The organism is Streptomyces sp. NPDC005576, from assembly GCF_042871745.1.
Taxonomy (GTDB): Bacteria; Actinomycetota; Actinomycetes; order Streptomycetales; family Streptomycetaceae; genus Streptomyces.
In genome coordinates this window covers 56552-73281 of the sequence record NZ_JBIAJC010000005.1, presented here as the reverse complement: position 1 = coordinate 73281, position 16730 = coordinate 56552, and the positions used below count along the sequence as shown (strand labels likewise).

Sequence of the window (16730 nt, the reverse complement as noted above, 5' to 3'; positions counted from 1 at the left end):
CCGGGACCCGGTGCCCCCGCGACCTGCCCGTAGGGGCTTGTCCCGCCGCTTTCCGGGCAGGTTGGCCGGGGGCGCCCGGCACGCGCCGGACGAAGAGGCGGAGGGGGCGAACCGGGGCGGGGGACCGTCAGGCGGTCCGACGCCGTAAAGATCCTCCCCCGGCACGAGGTGCATCCTTTGCCTACCTATTACTCTTGTCGCAAGGCCACGCTGTGTGGCCATGGAGGAGTGAGATGAGGAGCAGCAACCCGGTCTTCTCGCGACGGGGGTTCAGCCGCGACAACGGCACCGCGGGGTACGCGACGCCGCAGGCCGGGGCCACCGTCACGGGTGAGAACCCTTACGCGCAGGGCACCGCCAATCCGTACGCCACCAACCCCTACGCGCAGCAGGCACCGCCCGGAGTCCGCTCCGGCGCGATGACCATCGACGACGTCGTCAGCCGTACCGCGATGACGCTCGGCACGGTCGTCGTCGGCGCCGTGCTCAGCTGGTGGCTCCTGCCCATCGACCAGGCCAACCTCGGCAAGTCGTACGGCATCGCCATCGGCGCCGCGCTCGTCGGCTTCGTCCTGTCGCTGGTCAACTCGTTCAAGCGCAAGCCGTCCCCGGCGCTGATCCTGACCTACGCCGCGTTCGAGGGCATCTTCCTCGGCGTCGTCAGCAACGTCGTCGACGCCTACGTCAGCCCCGGTGCGGCGATGCAGGCGGTACTCGGCACCATGGCCGTCTTCGGCGGTGTGCTGATCGCCTACCGGACCCGCCTCATCCGGGTGACCCGCCGCTTCTACGGCTTCGTCATGGCCGCCGCGATCGGCTTCATGCTGCTCATGGCCGTCAACCTGCTCTTCGCCGTCTTCGGCGGGGGCGACGGCCTCGGGTTCCGCAGCGGTGCGCTGGGCGTCGTCTTCGGCCTCGTCGCCGTCGTGATCGGCGCCTGCATCCTCGCCCTGGACTTCAAGGTGGTCGAGGACGGCATCACCTACGGTGCCCCGCGCGAGGAGGCGTGGACGGCCGCCTTCGGCCTCACCGTGACCCTGGTGTGGATCTACCTGGAGATCCTGCGTCTGGTCGCGATCCTCAGCGGCGACGACTGACCCCGACCGGCACCCCCGGCCACCTGGCGCCCGCACCACCGCGTCACCGGTTCCGCTCCGACGGCCCGCAGGCACTGCCTGCGGGCCGTCCGCGTTAGGGTCGCGGAGTGCTTGATACAACGCCCTTGATCACGGTCGTGGACCGTTTCGCCGACCGGCTGCGGGCCGCCCCGCAGAGCCGCCTCCAGCAGGGCACCGCCGAGCGGGCGCTGGCGGTGGCGCGGGAGCTGAGCGCCCGCGCGCAGCGCCTGGAGCGGCCGGGACGGGACCCGTACGCCATGCCCGACGGCGGGATGTTTGCCGTCGGGGACCAGGTGGCCGTCGCCGGCCACGATCTGGCCCTGGCACTGGAAACGGCCCCGTCCGGGGAACTGGACGAGGCCGTGCGGTACGTGACGGAGGCGGCGGCGGAAGCGTTCGCGTAGAGCGGGAATCGCCCGGATCGCCGGGTGCACGGGCCGCCGGGCGCACGGGCCGTCGGACGTCCGGAGCGCCCCGTCCGCCGGGGAGTCAGAACGAGGCGATGACGCGGTCCGCGAGGATGTATACGTTGTCCGCGCCGCAGGAGAAGGTCAGGGCGTAGGCGCCCGAGACACCCGAGCCGCCCAGCAGCACCGGCTGCTCGCCCGCGCGCAGGGAGTCCGCGAGACGTTCCGCCGTCTCCCGGTGCCCCGGGGTCATGCAGAGCGTGGTGCCGTCGGCGAAGACGTACACGTCCAGGGTGCCGAGCGGGCCGGGGCGTACGTCCGTCAGCTCGGTCCCCGTGAGGGCCAGCTCCTCCAGACGGTTCACCGTGCGCTCGTGGTCCGTGATCACCGGCGTGCGCACCGGGACGAAGTCCGGGTGGGACGGGTGGCGGCGGCGGGCGGCGGCCAGCTCCGGAGAGTCGTCCGCGAACTCCGCGGCTCCGGACTCCTCGCCCGGACCGGCCGTCTCGCGGGGGAGCGCAGTGTCGCGGAGCTCGGCCGGATCCGCCGTCTCGGCGAACTCCTGCGTCGCATCGGTCACGACCACGTCGTCGGGGTGGACGGGAGCGGCCGGAAAGACGGCGAACGCCGTCTCTTCGGCGCCGTCCATCTCCTCGGCGAACGGGAAGGCCAGCGCCTCCAGGCCGGCGAAGTCCGCCTGACGGGGAAGGAAGTACGGGGCGTCCTCGCCCAGGCCGGTCAGCCCGCCCAGCAGCGACGGGGCGTCCGCCGCGTCGCGGGCCTCCTGCGCCGCCCAGAAGGCGCGCGCCTCGGCCAGTTCGCGCTCCCGCTCCTCGGCGAGGGCCTCCGACACGGCCGCGCGTATCTCGTCGGGGGCGGCGCCGGTACGGCTCTGCGCCGGGACCGTGCGGGAGTGCTCCCTGTCCCGGGCGAGCTCCTCGCGCAGCCCGGCGACCTGCCGGTGCAGTCCGCGAGCGGTGTGTACAGCAGCGGCGCCCACGGCCGTGGCGGCGGCGGTGGTCAGCAACAAGGCAAACGACATGGCGCTCACTGACATACTCCCGGTCTCTATCGATACCCCCGACTTCCTACATCAGCTTGGCCTGTCACTCCGCTGGCTGTCAGTGCAATACGTCACGAACTGGACAGGGCTTTGGTCCCGACGTTTCCACCCGACCCTCTCTGACCTGCGGAAACAGTGAGCCCCGGGGACGCACATCACATCCTGGGGGAGATTCGGTCACGGTGCGGGCTCGACGGGGTTCGCCGACGCCTCGCCGAGGCAGCGCAACCCCTTTGGAACACACCGGAAGACACCGGAAGACCTCAGAAGACACCGGAAGGCGGCGGGGCCCACGCGAAGAGCCGGGCGGAGGGATGATTCCCCCCGCCCGGCTCCGGTCGCCGCTCGGGACCGCTCGGACGGGTCTCCGCCGGCCCGCCTCAGCCCGGTCCCGCCCGGCTCAGCTGAGGCGCTCGATGACCATCGCCATGCCCTGGCCGCCGCCGACGCACATGGTCTCCAGCCCGAACTGCTTGTCGTGGAACTGGAGGCTGTTGATCAGGGTCCCGGTGATGCGGGCGCCCGTCATGCCGAAGGGGTGGCCGACCGCGATGGCGCCGCCGTTGACGTTGACCTTCTCCAGCGGCAGGCCGAGGTCCCGGTAGGAGGGGATGACCTGGGCGGCGAAGGCCTCGTTGAGCTCGGCGAGGTCGATGTCGTCCACGGTGAGACCGGCGCGCTTCAGCGCCTGCTTGCTGGCCTCGACCGGTCCGTATCCCATGATCTCGGGGGAGAGGCCGGACACGCCGGTGGAGACGATCCGGGCGAGCGGGGTCAGGCCCAGTTCGCGCGCCTTGGTGTCGGACATGATCACGAGGGCGGCGGCGCCGTCGTTGAGCGGGCAGCAGTTGCCCGCGGTGACCAGGCCGTCGGGTCGGAACACCGGCTTCAGCCCGGAGACGCCCTCCAGCGTGACGCCCGCGCGCGGGCCGTCGTCCTTGGAGACGACGGTGCCGTCCGGAGTGGTGACGGGGGTGATCTCGCGCTCCCAGAAACCGTTCTTCAGGGCTTCCTCGGCGAGGTTCTGGGACCGTACGCCGAACTCGTCCATCTCCGCGCGGCTGATGCCCTTGAGCCGGGCGAGGTTCTCGGCGGTCTGCCCCATCGAGATGTAGGCGTCCGGGATCAGCCCGTCCTCCCGCGGGTCGTGCCAGTGGGAGCCGGTCTCCTCGGCGCGGGCGGCGGTACGCGCCTCGGCCTCGGCGAAGAGCGGGTTGCGGGTGTCCGGCAGGCTGTCGGAGTTCCCCTTGGCGAAGCGGGAGACCATCTCGACACCGGCCGAGATGAAGACGTCGCCCTCGCCGGCCTTGATGGCGTGCAGCGCCATGCGGCTGGTCTGGAGCGAGGAGGAGCAGTAGCGGGTGACCGTACAGCCCGGCAGGTGGTCCATCCCCATCTGCACGGCGACGACGCGGCCCAGGTTGTTGCCCTGCTCGCCGCCGGGAAGGCCGCAGCCGAGCATCAGGTCGTCGATGTCCCTCGGGTCCAGCTGGGGGACCTTCGCCAGGGCGGTCTGGATGATGGTGGCGGTCAGGTCGTCGGCGCGCAGGTCCTTGAGCGACCCCTTGAAGGCGCGGCCGATGGGCGAACGGGCGGCAGAGACGATCACGGCTTCGGGCATCACGCGGCTCCATGGGGAGGGAAAGGCTCAACGACGGTACGGCGTACGGCTGTGACCGGGCGGGACGCGACCGGACGGCCGGGCGGGCGGACCGGCCGGGGCCACCGCCGGGCGGCGGACCCGCCGGACCGTTCCGCGTCACTGTCTGGAAGTTACCCGCGCGTCGGGCTCGGGTCACCGGCCTGGCCGTGTGATGCGGACCTCTTTTCTAAGCGCTTGCTCAGCTCGCGCGCGGGGTACTTCCCGGACTTCCTAGGGTCGCCGCCGGGCCGCGCGGGCGCGTGCGTCGGCCCCCGCCCCAGGGGCGCCCGTGCCGGTGCCGGGAGCCGGGCCGGCCCCGCCGGGCGGCTGCCCGTCCGGCGCTCGCTCCGGCCGGTCGCCGGCCTGGTCGGCGGTGTGGTCGGTGCGGTCGGCCGCCTGCTCCGGTGCGTGTCCCTCCGGGGGATCCGTCGCGGGTTCTGTCGCGGGATCCGTGACGGGTTCTGTCACGGGCTCTGTCACGGGTTCCGGCGGGTGCTTCGGGGCATGGTCCGGGGCGTGGTCGGCCGGGTGCGGGTGCGGGTGGGGTTCGGTGTGGGCGGGCAGACGCCGCCGCCTGCGGTGCTTGAGCAGGGCCCAGGGCGCGCGCGCCCCCGTGACCTCCGTACCGGCCTCCCGGGCCGCCTGCGAGGCCGCCTTCGCCACCGGCAGGATGTCCTCGCGCCGCGAGCCGTCCAGATGGTCGGTCTCCGGCCAGAGCCCCAGCACCGCGCAGAGCGTCGGCAGCACCGCCATCGCCGCCGTGGCGTACCCCTCGGCCGAGGGGTGGTAGTTGTCCGGGCCGAAGAGCTCACGCGGGTTGGCCTCGAACTCCGGCCCGAGCAGATCGCCCAGCGAGACCGTGCGCCCGCCCTGCTCCACCGCGCCGATCGTCTGGGCCGCCGCCAGCTGCCGGCTGACCCGGCGGGCCAGGTACCGCAACGGCTGGTAGACCGGCTCGATCGTGCCGAGGTCCGGACAGGTCGCCACCACCACCTCCGCACCTGCCGTCCGCAGCCTGCGCACGGCGGTCGTCAGACAGCGCACCGACTGCGTGGCGGGCATCCGGTGGGTGACGTCGTTCGCGCCGATCATGATCACACAGACGTCCGGACGGCGCGACGGATCGGCCAGCAACAGGGCCACCTGCCGCTCCAGATCGTCCGACCTGGCCCCCGGGAGGGCCACGTTGCGCATGTCCACCGGCCGCTCGGCGACCGCCGCCAGCCCCGAGGCGAGCAGCGCCCCCGGCGTCTCGCCGGCCCGCCGCACCCCCTGCCCGGCCGCCGTGGAGTCACCGAGCAGAGCCAGCCGGAGCGGCTCGGCGGGCCCGGCGAAGGCAACGCCGTACCGTCCGTCCGCGCTCGGTGGAACCGGGGCGGTACCGCCGCCCACCAGCCGCTTCGCGAGCTGCACCTCCGCCAGTACGAGGCCGACCGTCGCCGCCCCGATGAGCCCGATGCTGCCGCCGCCGAACGCGGCGCCAGCCGCGATCCGCCGTGCCACTCTTGCCGTCGACACCCTGCGGTCCACCTCCCTCTCGCCACTCAGCCGTACACGTACCTACCTGCCCCGCGGGGGGCTGCGCCCAATCGCTTCGCCCAATGTGGCGCCCGTACGCATACTCTGGGCCGGACCATCTCGGAGATCCCGGAGTACACGGTGAAATTCCACGATTCGATGATCAGTCTTGTCGGCAACACCCCGCTGGTCAGACTGCGGAGCGTCTCGGCGGGCATCCAGGCGACCGTCCTGGCCAAGGTCGAATACTTCAACCCCGGCGGTTCGGTGAAGGACCGCATCGCGCTGCGCATGATCGAGGCGGCCGAGCGGAGCGGCGAGCTGCGGCCCGGCGGCACCATCGTCGAGCCGACGAGCGGCAACACCGGCGTCGGCCTCGCGATCGTCGCGCAGCAGAAGGGATACAAGTGCGTCTTCGTCTGTCCGGACAAGGTGTCCACGGACAAGATCAACGTGATGCGCGCGTACGGCGCCGAGGTCGTCGTCTGCCCGACGGCCGTCGATCCCTCGCACCCGGACTCGTACTACAACGTCTCCGACCGGCTGGTCCGTGAGACCCCCGGTGCCTGGAAGCCCGACCAGTACTCCAACCCGAACAACCCGCGCTCCCACTACGAGACCACCGGTCCCGAGCTGTGGGAGCAGACGGAGGGGCGGATCACCCACTTCGTCGCGGGCGTCGGCACCGGTGGCACCATCACCGGGACCGGCCGCTACCTGAAGGAGATCAGCGAGGGCGCGGTCACCGTCGTCGGCGCGGACCCGGAGGGCTCGGTCTACTCGGGCGGCTCCGGGCGCCCGTACCTCGTGGAAGGGGTCGGCGAGGACTTCTGGCCGTCCGCCTACGACCGGACCGTCACGGACGAGATCATCGCCGTCTCGGACAAGGACTCCTTCCAGATGACCCGCCGCCTCGCCAAGGAGGAGGGGCTGCTCGTCGGCGGCTCCTGCGGCATGGCGGTCGTCGCCGCGCTGGAGGTCGCCCGGCGGCTCGGTCCGGACGACGTGGTGGTCGTCCTGCTGCCGGACAGCGGACGCGGTTACCTCAGCAAGATCTTCAACGACGAGTGGATGGCCGACTACGGCTTCCTGGAGGACACCGGCCCCTCCGCCCGCGTGGACGCGGTCCTCGCCCACAAGGAGGGTCCGATGCCCTCGCTCGTCCACATGCACCCGGACGAGACGGTCGGCCAGGCCATCGAGGTACTGCGCGAGTACGGCGTCTCCCAGATGCCGATCGTGAAGCCCGGCGCCGGACACCCCGACGTGATGGCCGCCGAGATCGTCGGCTCCGTCGTCGAGCGGGAACTGCTGGACGCCCTCTTCACCAAGCGCGCCTCGCTCACCGACCCGCTGGAGAAGCACATGTCGGCGCCGCTGCCGCAGGTCGGTTCGGGTGAACCGGTCGAGGACCTGATGGCCGTGCTCAGCGGCTCCGGGGCGGGCGACGCCGCGATCGTGCTGGTCGAGGGGAAGCCCAAGGGTGTCGTGAGCAGGCAGGATCTCCTCTCCTTCCTGGCGAAGGAGAGCGGCGTCACCGCCTGACGGACCGCCCCGCGCGGTGTCCGTCGCAGAACTGGTACGAGCGCGTCACGTCCACGCAGCACCCGCTTAACACGGGTGGGGCAGATTGATGGGTGTCGGCAGGGAAACCCGCCGGCACCCGATACGGCGACATGGACTACGGAGCGGCTCCCGGACCTCCAAAGTCGCCCGGACGCGAGCGCCCGGCCCTGACCCGGACCGCGTCCCTCGCGGGGACCGCCGTCGTCCCGCCCCCCGGGCAACCGGGGGTGCGGCGGTCCCCGCGCATGCTTCCGCCGACGGCCGGCCGGGTCCACCGGCCGGCCGCCGGCGCTTTCCGGCTCTCCGCCAGTCCGGCGCCGCCGCTCACACCGCGGCCCGTGGCGGGTTTGCGCCAGCTCTGCGCGCTCCTGGCGTACGTACGCCGGGGGCGGGCCGCCTCCCCGCACCCCGTCCCCCGCTCCTCTGTATATGGACATGCACTCCGCTTGCTGGCTGAATGGACGGGACGGCGGCGGATCGCGGCGGGCACGCGCCGCGACGGGGACGGATGTGCGGAGGCAGAGCATGGGCGGGAGCGGACCCACCCCCACGGCAGGGTTGCAGCGGCTCTTCGAAGGGCGGCGGCTCACCCCGACCCAGCGCCGGATCGCCCACTCCCTGGTACGCCGGGCCGCCGACGCCCCCTTCCTCTCCAGCGTCGAACTCGCCGAACTGGCCGGGGTCAGCCAGCCCTCCGTCACCCGGTTCGCCGTCGCGCTCGGCTTCGACGGGTACCCCTCGCTCCGCAGGCACCTGCGGGAGACCGGACCCGCCGACGCCGACCGGGAGGCCGGCGCCGAGGACCGTTACGCGTACAACGCCTACCAGCAGGCCGTCCTCGCCGAGATCGAGAACCTGCGCCACCTCTCCGAGCTGCTCACCGACCCGGAGCCGGTGGAGCGTGCCGGACGGCTGCTGGCCGCGTCGCGCCCGCTGCCGGTGCTCGGCCTGCGCGCCGCGTCCTCGCAGGCCCGGGGGTTCGGCTACTTCGCCGCGAAGGTCCACCCCGACGTCCGGGTGCTCGACGAGGGCGGCTCGATGCTGCACGACCGCATCGACACCGCCCGCCGGGCCGGCGCCGAGGTGCTCCTCTGTTTCGCGCTGCCCCGCCACCCGAGGGAGACGCTGGACGCCCTCGGCCACGCCCGCGACCAGGGGCTCACCACGGTGACCGTCGCCGACTCGGCCTTCGCCCCGGTCGCCGCACTCAGCGACCTGCTCATCCCGGCCCCCGTCGGCACCGGCCTCGCCTTCGACACCGCCTGCGCCCCGATGCTGCTCGGCCGGGTCCTGCTGGAGGCCATGTGCGACGGCCTGCCGGACGCGCAGGCCCGGCTGGAGTCCTTCGACGCGCGGGCGGCGGCGCGGGGGCTGTTCGTGGAGTGAGGGGCCGGGCCGCGTCCCGCCCCGTCCGCGGGTTCTCCCGGGTCCCGCTCACCGTGCGATCCTCCCGGGCCGCTCGCCTGTCCCGTTTCTCACGTTTCTCGGACGGGACTCAGACAGACCCACTAATCTCCGCGCCCAGAGGAACCGGCCGGGACGCCGGTGCAGGCGCGGAGAGGGGTACGGAGATGGGGCGCGGAGCGCAGTCGTTGGCGAGGGTGGCCGTGATAGTGCGGGCGGGGGCCGCACCCCTGTGGTGGCCGGGGCTGCTGGTGGTCCTCGTGGGGGCGCTCGTCCCCGCCGGGACGGGCCGCCGGATCGGGTTGCTCGCGGGCGCGGCGCTCTTCGTGGTCACGCTCGCCCTGGTGGCGACGGTCCGGGTCGGGCGGTACGCGGAGCTGGCCGAGGGCGCCGCCCGGGCGGGGCGCACCGATGTGCTCCAGGACCGGGCCGTGACCGTACGGAACTGGAGGCGGGCACACCGGTGGTGGCTGCTCGGCGCGTTCCTGGTCGCCCTGGGTGTCGGCTTCCTGCTGCCGGGGGCCGGCGGGATGGTGCTGGCCGGGGCGGGCGCGGGGCTGCTGGTGCGGGCATCCCGCATCGGGCGTCTCGAACAGCGCCAGGACGTCCTCTACTGGGTGCGGACGGAGTGGGTGAAGCGCGGCAGGCCCGCCGGCAAGCAGGTGAAGGCGTACCGGACGACCGGGCCGGTGGCGGGCGACGCGCGGGCGGGCGGTGCGCGCCGGGTCGCCGTGTGACCCGTACGGAACACGCGGATGCCGCCGGTCCCGTACGCGCGAACGTGAGGGGGACCGGCGGCATCGGTGCGTCCGGGCCGGAGCCGGCGGGCGTCAGACCTCCAGGTCGGCCTCGATCCGCTTCAGCTGGTGGCGGGCCATCGCGAGGTTGGCGCGGTTGGAGTCCAGGACCAGGTAGAGGAAGAGCCCGTTGTTGCCACGGGTCTTGAGCAGCCGGATCAGGTGGTACTGGCCGCTCAGGGTGATCAGGATGTCCTCGATCTCCTCCTTGAGACCCAGGTGCTCCATGGTGCGCAGTTTGGCGCGGACGACATCGGTGTTGCCGGCGGCCGCGACTTCGAGGTTGAAGTCCTTGCCGCCGCCGAGAGTGCCCAGCGCCATGCCGCTGGTGTAGTCGACGAGAGCGACACCGAGGGTTCCCTCGATGGACGTCATCGCTTCCTTGAGAGCGGTTTCGGTGTTGGCCATGAGTGCTCGTTTCCTTTCCCTGACCGGTCGGGACGACCGGATCCTCTTCGGTGTGATGGTTCTGTTCCTGGCTGTGGAGTGTGGGGGCGGCCCGGCCCGGTCCCGCCGTCCTCAGGGCCTGTACGGGGTTGGCTCGCGGCGTCGCGGGGCTGGGCACGCACGCTCGCGGCGTTGCCGGAACGCGCGACAACCCCGTACAGGCCCTACACGGGGCGCTGTGGCAGCGCGCGGGTCGTCGGGGGCCGGGCAGGTGGCGGGGGCGGGGTCCGCTCGACCCGGTCCAGGACTGAATCGACGAGTTCCCCGACCCGGGCGCTCGCCCTGCGGCCTTCGAGGTGGAGGCGGCCGACGTTGATGCGGTCCTCGGCGAGCAGTGTCAGTACGGCGGACGAGCCCGCGGCGTACGTCGCGATGTAACCGGACTCGCCCCGGACCAGGAGTTCGCGGAAGCCGGCGCGGCCGGTCGCCTCGGTCATCCTGACCGCGACGCCGAGCGCGGCGGCCGTCAGGGCTGCGACCCCTTCGGCCTCCACGCCCGGGGTGTCGTGGGCCAGCACCAGACCGTCGGTGCTGGCGGCCAGCGCACCGCCGATGAGGGGCACCCGGGCCCGCAGCCGCTGGAGTTCGTCGAGGACGTCCTGCAGTTCAGCCTCGGGCACCATCGGTTGTCTCCTCCCGGCACGCTGTCTGAGCGCGCGTATCACAGGGCCTCCAACGCATCTCGCAGCCGGCGCAGCAGGGCGACGTCCGGATCGGACGTGACATCGGGGAGCACGACCCGGCCGGGCACGGCCGCCCCCGGCAGCACCGGTGCGCGGACGGGCTCGACGAGTCCGGCGGCGGCGAGCCTGCGCAGGTCGACCAGGGTGTGGAAGGCCGAACGCCCCAGGACCTGGGCGATGTCGGAGGCCGTCCGCACACCGTCGACCAGCTCCAGGACGTGACGCTGGCGCGAGGGCACCGGGGTGTCCACGGGGTGCGTGGCGCGTACGAGGGGGGAGCTGTCGGTCAGGGCGTCCGGCCAGATCCGGTCCAGCAGCTCCCGGCGCCGGAGCGTCTCGCGCTCGACGGCACCCACGGCCACGGGCCGGACGGGCCCGATCCAGTGGGACACGCCGTACCGGAACCTGGTCGGCGTACGCGTGGGGGCGAGGACGAAGAAGGCAGCGTCGAAGAGCGCGCCCAGGTGGCACAACTCCAGCGCTCCGCCCGGAACATGACCGCTGTCGACCAGATAGCGGCCGACCCGTCGGCCGGCCCCTGCCTGGGCGACCGCGTCCCACCAGCGTTCGTGGCGCAGGGCCCCGCCGGTGGTGAGCAGGACGTCGATGCCGGGGGTGGACGGGCTCTCCGCGTGCACCACCTCCCCGTCGGCGAGGTAGAGGGTGCCGCGGTCGCGCATCAGGGCGCCGGTGGCCCGTTCGGCGGCGAGCCGCTGGAGCATCGGGGAGAGGACGGCCGCCTGGTCAACCTCGGGGAGCGTCGTCCTGGTGCTCATGCCAGGACCAGCCGCTCGGCCAGCTCGCCCAGGCGTATCCGGGCCAGGGCGAGGTTGCCGTCGGTCCGGTCCAGCCACAGATGGAGGAAGACGCTGCTGTCGAAGACCGTCTCCACGAAACGGATCACGTGGTAGCCGGTGTGCGTCGTGATGATGACGTCCTCCACCGGGAGTCCGGTGCGGCCGTTCCCGTCCGTCCGTCCGTCGGTGTACGGGCTGAGGGTGAAAGCGGGTTGCTCGGCCGCCATCCGGGCCACCTCGGCGGTCTCCGCGGCGGTGGCCTCGTGGTCGCCGTTGGGCGAGTCACCGATGGTGCCGAGGGCGAGGCCGCTCGTCCAGTCGACGACCGCGGCGCCCCGGGCTCCGGGCAGCCTCATGACTTCGAGCAGGCACTCGTCGATTCCCGGCACCGCGGCTTCCCCTCCAGGCAATGGTGTACGGAGCTGTGAGCCTGAGGCTACGCACGGTGGCCGGGCCCGTGCGGGTCGTTTGGCATTTTCCAGTGGTACATGCGGAGGGCGGTGTAAGGGAATTGAGGAGAAGGCGTAAGGGAGAAGTCTGACAAAGGGATGGTTACGGACGGAAGTCCGTGCGGATGATTGATCGATCCGCTCCGGTTCTCGGTGGTATCGGCCTCTTTGTGTTCAGAGAGTGCAGGGACTCAAAGATGTTGCTGTCCGAAAACAGCCGATTGGCTGGAACGGTGCAGGGCCCGTCCGATCGCTCGTCCGGCCGCCCTTCACGTGTCACGTGTCAGCTTTTCCGGTCGCTCCGGTGCCCCCTCACGCGTCCGCAACCGCTCCTCGCCGCAGCCGTCGCCCTGTCCGTCGCCGCGTCCGCCGCCGTGTCGTCACTCCACCGTTGACTAGAACTATTCAGCGCATCAGGATGTGAATAGACGATTCATGGCAGGCCCCTCGGGAGAACCCACTGGGCCGGCCGGAACGCACGCCGGGAGCAAGGAGGCGCACCATGTCAGGACCCCGCCCCGTCAGGGCCGCGCGCGGCACCGAACTGAGCACCCTGGGCTGGCAGCAGGAGGCAGCCCTGCGCATGCTCCAGAACAACCTGGACCCCGAGGTCGCCGAGCACCCCGACAAGCTGGTCGTCTACGGCGGCACCGGCAAGGCGGCACGCGACTGGCGCAGTTACGACGCCATGGTCCGGACCCTGCGCACCCTCAAGCAGGACGAGACGATGCTCGTCCAGTCCGGCCGTCCCGTCGGAGTGATGCAGACCCACGAGTGGGCGCCGCGCGTGCTGCTCGCCAACTCCAACCTGGTGGGCGACTGGGCGAACTGGGAGGAGTTCCGCCGCCTGGAGGCGCTCGGCCTCACCATGTACGGCCAGATGACCGCGGGCTCCTGGATCTACATCGGCACCCAGGGCATCCTGCAGGGCACCTACGAGACCTTCGCCGCGGTCGCCGCCAAGAGGTTCGGCGGCACGCTCGCCGGGACCATCACCCTCACCGCCGGACTCGGTGGCATGGGCGGCGCCCAGCCGCTCGCCGTCACCATGAACGACGGCGTCGCGATCTGCGTGGACTGCGACCCGCGCGCCATCGAGCGCCGGATCGAGCACCGCTACCTCGACGTACGGGCGGACGGCGTGGCGCACGCCCTCGCACTCGCCACCGAGGCCCGCGACGCCCGCAGGCCGCTCTCGATCGGGCTCCTCGGCAACGCGGCCGAGATCCTGCCCGAGCTGCTCGCCGCCGGGGCACCCATCGACATCGTCACCGACCAGACGAGCGCCCACGACCCGCTGGCGTACCTGCCGGTCGGCGTCGACTTCGACCGGATGGCCGGGTACGCCTCCGAGGAGCCCGCCGACTTCACCCGCAGGGCCCGCGAGTCGATGGCCCGGCACGTGGAGGCGATGGTCGGCTTCATGGACGCCGGGGCCGAGGTCTTCGACTACGGCAACTCGATCCGGGGCGAGGCCCGTCTCGCCGGGTACGACCGGGCCTTCGACTTCCCCGGCTTCGTCCCCGCCTACATCCGGCCGCTCTTCTGCGAGGGCAAGGGTCCGTTCCGCTGGGCGGCGCTCTCCGGGGAGGCCGCCGACATCCACCGCACCGACCGGGCGATGCTCGACCTCTTCCCGGAGAACGAGTCGCTCCGCCGCTGGATCGAACTCGCCGGTGAACGCGTCCACTTCCAGGGCCTGCCCGCCCGGATCTGCTGGCTCGGCTACGGCGAACGCGACCGGGCGGGGGAACGCTTCAACGACATGGTCGCGAGCGGGGAACTCGCCGCCCCGCTCGTCATCGGCCGCGACCACCTCGACTGCGGGTCGGTGGCCTCCCCGTACCGGGAGACCGAGGCCATGCTCGACGGCTCGGACGCCATCGCCGACTGGCCGCTGCTCAACGCCATGGTCAACGTCGCCTCCGGGGCGTCCTGGGTCTCCATCCACCACGGCGGCGGCGTCGGCATGGGCCGCTCCCTCCACGCCGGACAGGTCACCGTCGCGGACGGCACCCCGCTGGCCGGCGAGAAGATCCGCCGGGTCCTCACCAACGACCCGGGCATGGGCGTCATCCGCCATGTCGACGCCGGGTACGAGGGCGCCGAACGGGTCGCGGAGGAGCGGGGCGTCCGCGTTCCCATGCGGGAGGGCGACGGGGAGACGGCCGACACCGACGGCGACGGCCGATGACCGGCCGGAACGACGAGGGCCGCGACGGTGAGGCGTCCTTCCGGGAGATGTGGCGCGACCTCGCGCCCCTCGGCCGGCACCCCGCCTCCGGCGGCTACCGCCGCTACGCCTGGACCGGAGCGGACGCCGACTGCCGGGCGTGGTTCCGGGAGCAGGCCGAGGCGCGCGGGCTCGTCCACGAGACCGACCGCAACGGCAACCAGTGGGCCTGGCTCGGCGACCCCGGGGAGGGGGACGCCGTCGTCACCGGCTCGCACCTGGACTCCGTACCGGACGGCGGCGCCTTCGACGGCCCCCTCGGGATCGTCTCCGCCTTCGCCGCGCTCGACGAACTCCGGCGCAGGGGGGCGGAGTTCACCAAGCCGCTGGGCATCGTCAACTTCGGGGACGAGGAGGGCGCCCGCTTCGGGCTCGCCTGCGTCGGCTCCCGGCTGACGGCCGGCCGGCTCACCCGCGAGGAGGCGCACCGGCTCGTCGACGCCGGGGGCACCACCCTGCCCCGCGCGATGGAGGCCGCCGGGTACGACCCCGACGCGATCGGGCCGGACCCCGAACGCCTCGCCCGCATCGGCGCGTTCGTCGAGCTCCACGTCGAGCAGGGGCGGTCCCTGGACCGTACCGGCGACCCCGTCGGGATCGCCTCCGCCATCTGGCCGCACGGCCGCTGGCGGTACGACTTCAGGGGCGAGGCCAACCACGCGGGGACCACGCTCCTCGCCGACCGCCGGGACCCGATGCTGCCGTACGCCGAGACGGTCCTCGCCGCCCGCCGGGAGGCCGGCCTCGCCGGAGCCCTGGCCACCTTCGGCAAGGTCGCCGTCGAGCCCAACGGCGTCAACGCCGTGCCGTCCCTCGTCCGGGGCTGGCTCGACTCGCGCGCCGCCGACGCCGGCACCCTCGACGCCGTCACCGCCGCCGTCGAACGGGCCGCCCGGGAGTACGCCGGACGGGCGGGCGTCGCGCTCGACGTCGTACGGGAGTCGTTCACGCCCGTGGTCGAGTTCCAGCACGCCCTGCGCGACGAACTCGCCCGCATCCTCGGCGCCGCCCGCGCGGAGGACCGGGGCAGGCCCGTACCCGTCCTCGCCACGGGGGCGGGACACGACGCGGGTATTTTGTCCGCTTCCGTACCGACCGCCATGCTGTTCGTACGGAACCCCACCGGCGTCTCCCACTCGCCCGCCGAACACGCCACCGAGCAGGACCGGGCGGCCGGGGTCGCCGCACTCGCCGACGTACTGGAGGGCCTCGCATGCAGGTGACGACGGAGTACTGGCTCTCCCACGCCTGGCTCGGCACGCACGTCGAACCCGGAGTCGCCCTCGACGTCACGGACGGCCGGATCACCGCCGTCCGCACCGGCGTGGCGACCCCGCCGCCCGGGGCGACCGCACTGCGCGGACTCACCCTGCCGGGGCTGGCGAACACCCACTCGCACGCCTTCCACCGGGCCCTGCGCTCCACCACGCAGGTCGGCTCCGGGACCTTCTGGACCTGGCGGGAGCGGATGTACCGGATCTCCGCCCAGCTCACCCCGGACACCTACCACGCCCTCGCCCGCGCCACCTACGCCGAGATGGCCCTCGCCGGCATCACCGCGGTCGGCGAGTTCCACTACCTGCACCACGGCCCCGGCGGCACCCCCTATGCCAACCCGAACGCGATGGGCGAGGCGCTGATCGCCGCCGCCGACGAGGCCGGCATCCGCATCACCCTGCTCGACACCGCCTACCTCGCGGCCGGCTTCGGCAAGGAACCCGACCGCCACCAGCTCCGCTTCTCCGACACCACCGCGGACGCCTGGGCCGAACGCGCCTCCGCGCTCCGGGGCGGCGACCACGCCCTGATCGGCGCCGCGATCCACTCCGTACGGGCCGTTCCGGCCGACCAGCTGGAGACGGTCGCCCAGTGGGCCGCCGACCGCGCGGCCCCGCTCCACGTCCACCTCTCCGAGCAGACGGCGGAGAACCAGGCATGCCTCGCCGCCCACGGGCGGACCCCGGCCGGGCTGCTGGCCGACCACGGTGTCCTCGGCCCCCGCACCACCGGCATCCACCACACCCACCTCACCGACGGGGACATCGAGCTGATCGGCTCCTCCGGCACCGGCACCTGCATGTGCCCCACCACCGAGAGGGACCTCGCCGACGGCATCGGCCCCGCCGTCGCCCTGCACCGCGCGGGCTCCCCGGTCTCCCTCGGCAGCGACAGCCACGCCGTGATCGACCTCTTCGAGGAGGCGCGCGCGATGGAGCTGAACGAACGGCTGCGGACGAACATCCGGGGCCACTGGACGGCCGCCGCCCTGCTCCGCGCGGCCTCCGCGACCGGGCACGCGGCCCTCGGCAGGCCGGAGGGCGGCAGCATCGTCGCCGGAGCCCCGGCCGACCTGACGACCGTCGCCCTGGACTCCGTCAGGACCGCCGGACCGGTGGACCGGCTGGCCGCCGAGACCGCCGTCTTCGCCGCGACCGCCGCGGACGTGCGCCACACGGTGGTGGCGGGGCGTCACCTCGTGCGCGACGGCCGGCACACCCTGATCGATGACGTGCCCCGGGCGCTCGCCGACGCCGTCGCCGCCCTGCGCGACTGAAACCCGCGGGCCGTGCCCGTACGGCCGCCCCGCGCACGGGCGACACACGCAC

General features: G+C 72.9%; 14 protein-coding genes and 1 pseudogene. 8 read left to right on the top strand and 7 right to left on the bottom strand.

Annotation, left to right across the window (positions count from 1 at the left end):
- Nucleotides 1–233: 233 nt before the first annotated feature.
- Together ACFYPN_RS10335 and ACFYPN_RS10330 are read left to right on the top strand one after the other, a co-directional pair.
- A complete protein-coding gene (locus ACFYPN_RS10335; RefSeq protein WP_389297667.1) occupies nucleotides 234–1097 on the top strand; it encodes a Bax inhibitor-1/YccA family protein in 864 nt (287 codons plus the stop codon).
- Nucleotides 1098–1204: 107 nt separating this feature from the next.
- On the top strand, nucleotides 1205–1522 hold the full coding sequence (locus ACFYPN_RS10330; RefSeq protein WP_358755973.1) for a hypothetical protein: 318 nt from the start codon (nucleotides 1205–1207) through the stop codon (nucleotides 1520–1522).
- An 85-nt stretch (nucleotides 1523–1607) separates the two neighbouring features.
- Here ACFYPN_RS10330 and ACFYPN_RS10325 read toward each other — a convergent pair whose 3' ends face one another.
- The 3 genes and pseudogenes from ACFYPN_RS10325 to ACFYPN_RS10315 all read right to left on the bottom strand — a co-directional run.
- Nucleotides 1608–2567: a hypothetical protein gene (locus tag ACFYPN_RS10325; protein ID WP_389297665.1), complete on the bottom strand. Its 960-nt coding sequence runs from the start codon at nucleotides 2565–2567 to the stop codon at nucleotides 1608–1610.
- A gap of 421 nt (nucleotides 2568–2988) precedes the next feature.
- The gene (locus ACFYPN_RS10320) at nucleotides 2989–4209 is read right to left on the bottom strand and encodes an acetyl-CoA C-acetyltransferase (protein ID WP_389297663.1); all 1221 of its coding nucleotides are present in this window, start codon (nucleotides 4207–4209) and stop codon (nucleotides 2989–2991) included.
- Between the two features lie 522 nt (nucleotides 4210–4731).
- Nucleotides 4732–5733, bottom strand: a pseudogene (locus ACFYPN_RS10315) (SGNH/GDSL hydrolase family protein); the annotation flags it as partial.
- Nucleotides 5734–5889: 156 nt separating this feature from the next.
- Between ACFYPN_RS10315 and ACFYPN_RS10310 the strand changes: the two are divergent.
- The 3 genes from ACFYPN_RS10310 (at nucleotide 5890) to ACFYPN_RS10300 (ending at nucleotide 9455) form a co-directional block, all read left to right on the top strand.
- Complete coding sequence (locus tag ACFYPN_RS10310; protein ID WP_358755979.1) at nucleotides 5890–7293, top strand: cystathionine beta-synthase; 1404 nt, start codon at nucleotides 5890–5892, stop codon at nucleotides 7291–7293.
- 579 nt (nucleotides 7294–7872) lie between these two features.
- Nucleotides 7873–8700, top strand: a complete 828-nt coding sequence (locus ACFYPN_RS10305; RefSeq protein ID WP_358756103.1) for a MurR/RpiR family transcriptional regulator — start codon at nucleotides 7873–7875, stop codon at nucleotides 8698–8700.
- Nucleotides 8701–8885: 185 nt separating this feature from the next.
- Nucleotides 8886–9455 carry a hypothetical protein gene (locus ACFYPN_RS10300; RefSeq protein ID WP_389297661.1) on the top strand — a complete coding sequence of 190 codons (570 nt, stop codon included), beginning with the start codon at nucleotides 8886–8888 and terminating at the stop codon, nucleotides 9453–9455.
- A gap of 93 nt (nucleotides 9456–9548) precedes the next feature.
- Here the strand turns inward: ACFYPN_RS10300 and ACFYPN_RS10295 are convergent, their stop codons facing one another.
- The 4 genes from ACFYPN_RS10295 to ACFYPN_RS10280 form a co-directional block, all read right to left on the bottom strand.
- On the bottom strand, nucleotides 9549–9923 hold the full coding sequence (locus ACFYPN_RS10295) for a hypothetical protein (RefSeq protein ID WP_358755983.1): 375 nt from the start codon (nucleotides 9921–9923) through the stop codon (nucleotides 9549–9551).
- Nucleotides 9924–10126: 203 nt separating this feature from the next.
- Nucleotides 10127–10585 carry a roadblock/LC7 domain-containing protein gene (locus ACFYPN_RS10290; RefSeq protein WP_389297658.1) on the bottom strand — a complete coding sequence of 153 codons (459 nt, stop codon included), beginning with the start codon at nucleotides 10583–10585 and terminating at the stop codon, nucleotides 10127–10129.
- Between the two features lie 38 nt (nucleotides 10586–10623).
- Complete coding sequence (locus ACFYPN_RS10285) at nucleotides 10624–11421, bottom strand: transcriptional regulator (RefSeq protein ID WP_389297656.1); 798 nt, start codon at nucleotides 11419–11421, stop codon at nucleotides 10624–10626.
- Nucleotides 11418–11831 carry a hypothetical protein gene (locus tag ACFYPN_RS10280; protein WP_358755989.1) on the bottom strand — a complete coding sequence of 138 codons (414 nt, stop codon included), beginning with the start codon at nucleotides 11829–11831 and terminating at the stop codon, nucleotides 11418–11420. Before ACFYPN_RS10280 ends, ACFYPN_RS10285 begins: the two co-directional genes overlap by 4 nt.
- 562 nt (nucleotides 11832–12393) lie before the next feature.
- Here ACFYPN_RS10280 and hutU point away from each other — a divergent pair.
- Genes hutU through ACFYPN_RS10265 form a run of 3 tightly spaced genes read left to right on the top strand, consistent with a single transcriptional unit; the run spans nucleotide 12394 to nucleotide 16678 of the window.
- The gene (gene hutU, locus ACFYPN_RS10275) at nucleotides 12394–14085 is read left to right on the top strand and encodes a urocanate hydratase (RefSeq protein ID WP_389297654.1); all 1692 of its coding nucleotides are present in this window, start codon (nucleotides 12394–12396) and stop codon (nucleotides 14083–14085) included.
- Nucleotides 14082–15347, top strand: a complete 1266-nt coding sequence (locus ACFYPN_RS10270) for an allantoate amidohydrolase (protein ID WP_389297652.1) — start codon at nucleotides 14082–14084, stop codon at nucleotides 15345–15347. The genes hutU and ACFYPN_RS10270 overlap by 4 nt, the downstream gene beginning before the upstream one ends.
- Complete coding sequence (locus tag ACFYPN_RS10265; protein ID WP_358755995.1) at nucleotides 15338–16678, top strand: formimidoylglutamate deiminase; 1341 nt, start codon at nucleotides 15338–15340, stop codon at nucleotides 16676–16678. The genes ACFYPN_RS10270 and ACFYPN_RS10265 overlap by 10 nt, the downstream gene beginning before the upstream one ends.
- Nucleotides 16679–16730 lie beyond the last annotated feature (52 nt).

Coding starts and splice junctions, on each gene's coding strand:
- ACFYPN_RS10270 (WP_389297652.1), top strand. CDS start 14,082: ATGACCGGCCGGAACGACGAGGGCCGCGACGGTGAGGCGTCCTTCCGG.
- ACFYPN_RS10265 (WP_358755995.1), top strand. CDS start 15,338: ATGCAGGTGACGACGGAGTACTGGCTCTCCCACGCCTGGCTCGGCACG.
- ACFYPN_RS10295 (WP_358755983.1), bottom strand. CDS start 9,923: ATGGCCAACACCGAAACCGCTCTCAAGGAAGCGATGACGTCCATCGAG.
- ACFYPN_RS10320 (WP_389297663.1), bottom strand. CDS start 4,209: ATGCCCGAAGCCGTGATCGTCTCTGCCGCCCGTTCGCCCATCGGCCGC.
- hutU (WP_389297654.1), top strand. CDS start 12,394: ATGTCAGGACCCCGCCCCGTCAGGGCCGCGCGCGGCACCGAACTGAGC.
- ACFYPN_RS10335 (WP_389297667.1), top strand. CDS start 234: ATGAGGAGCAGCAACCCGGTCTTCTCGCGACGGGGGTTCAGCCGCGAC.
- ACFYPN_RS10290 (WP_389297658.1), bottom strand. CDS start 10,585: ATGGTGCCCGAGGCTGAACTGCAGGACGTCCTCGACGAACTCCAGCGG.
- ACFYPN_RS10285 (WP_389297656.1), bottom strand. CDS start 11,421: ATGAGCACCAGGACGACGCTCCCCGAGGTTGACCAGGCGGCCGTCCTC.
- ACFYPN_RS10300 (WP_389297661.1), top strand. CDS start 8,886: ATGGGGCGCGGAGCGCAGTCGTTGGCGAGGGTGGCCGTGATAGTGCGG.
- ACFYPN_RS10325 (WP_389297665.1), bottom strand. CDS start 2,567: ATGTCGTTTGCCTTGTTGCTGACCACCGCCGCCGCCACGGCCGTGGGC.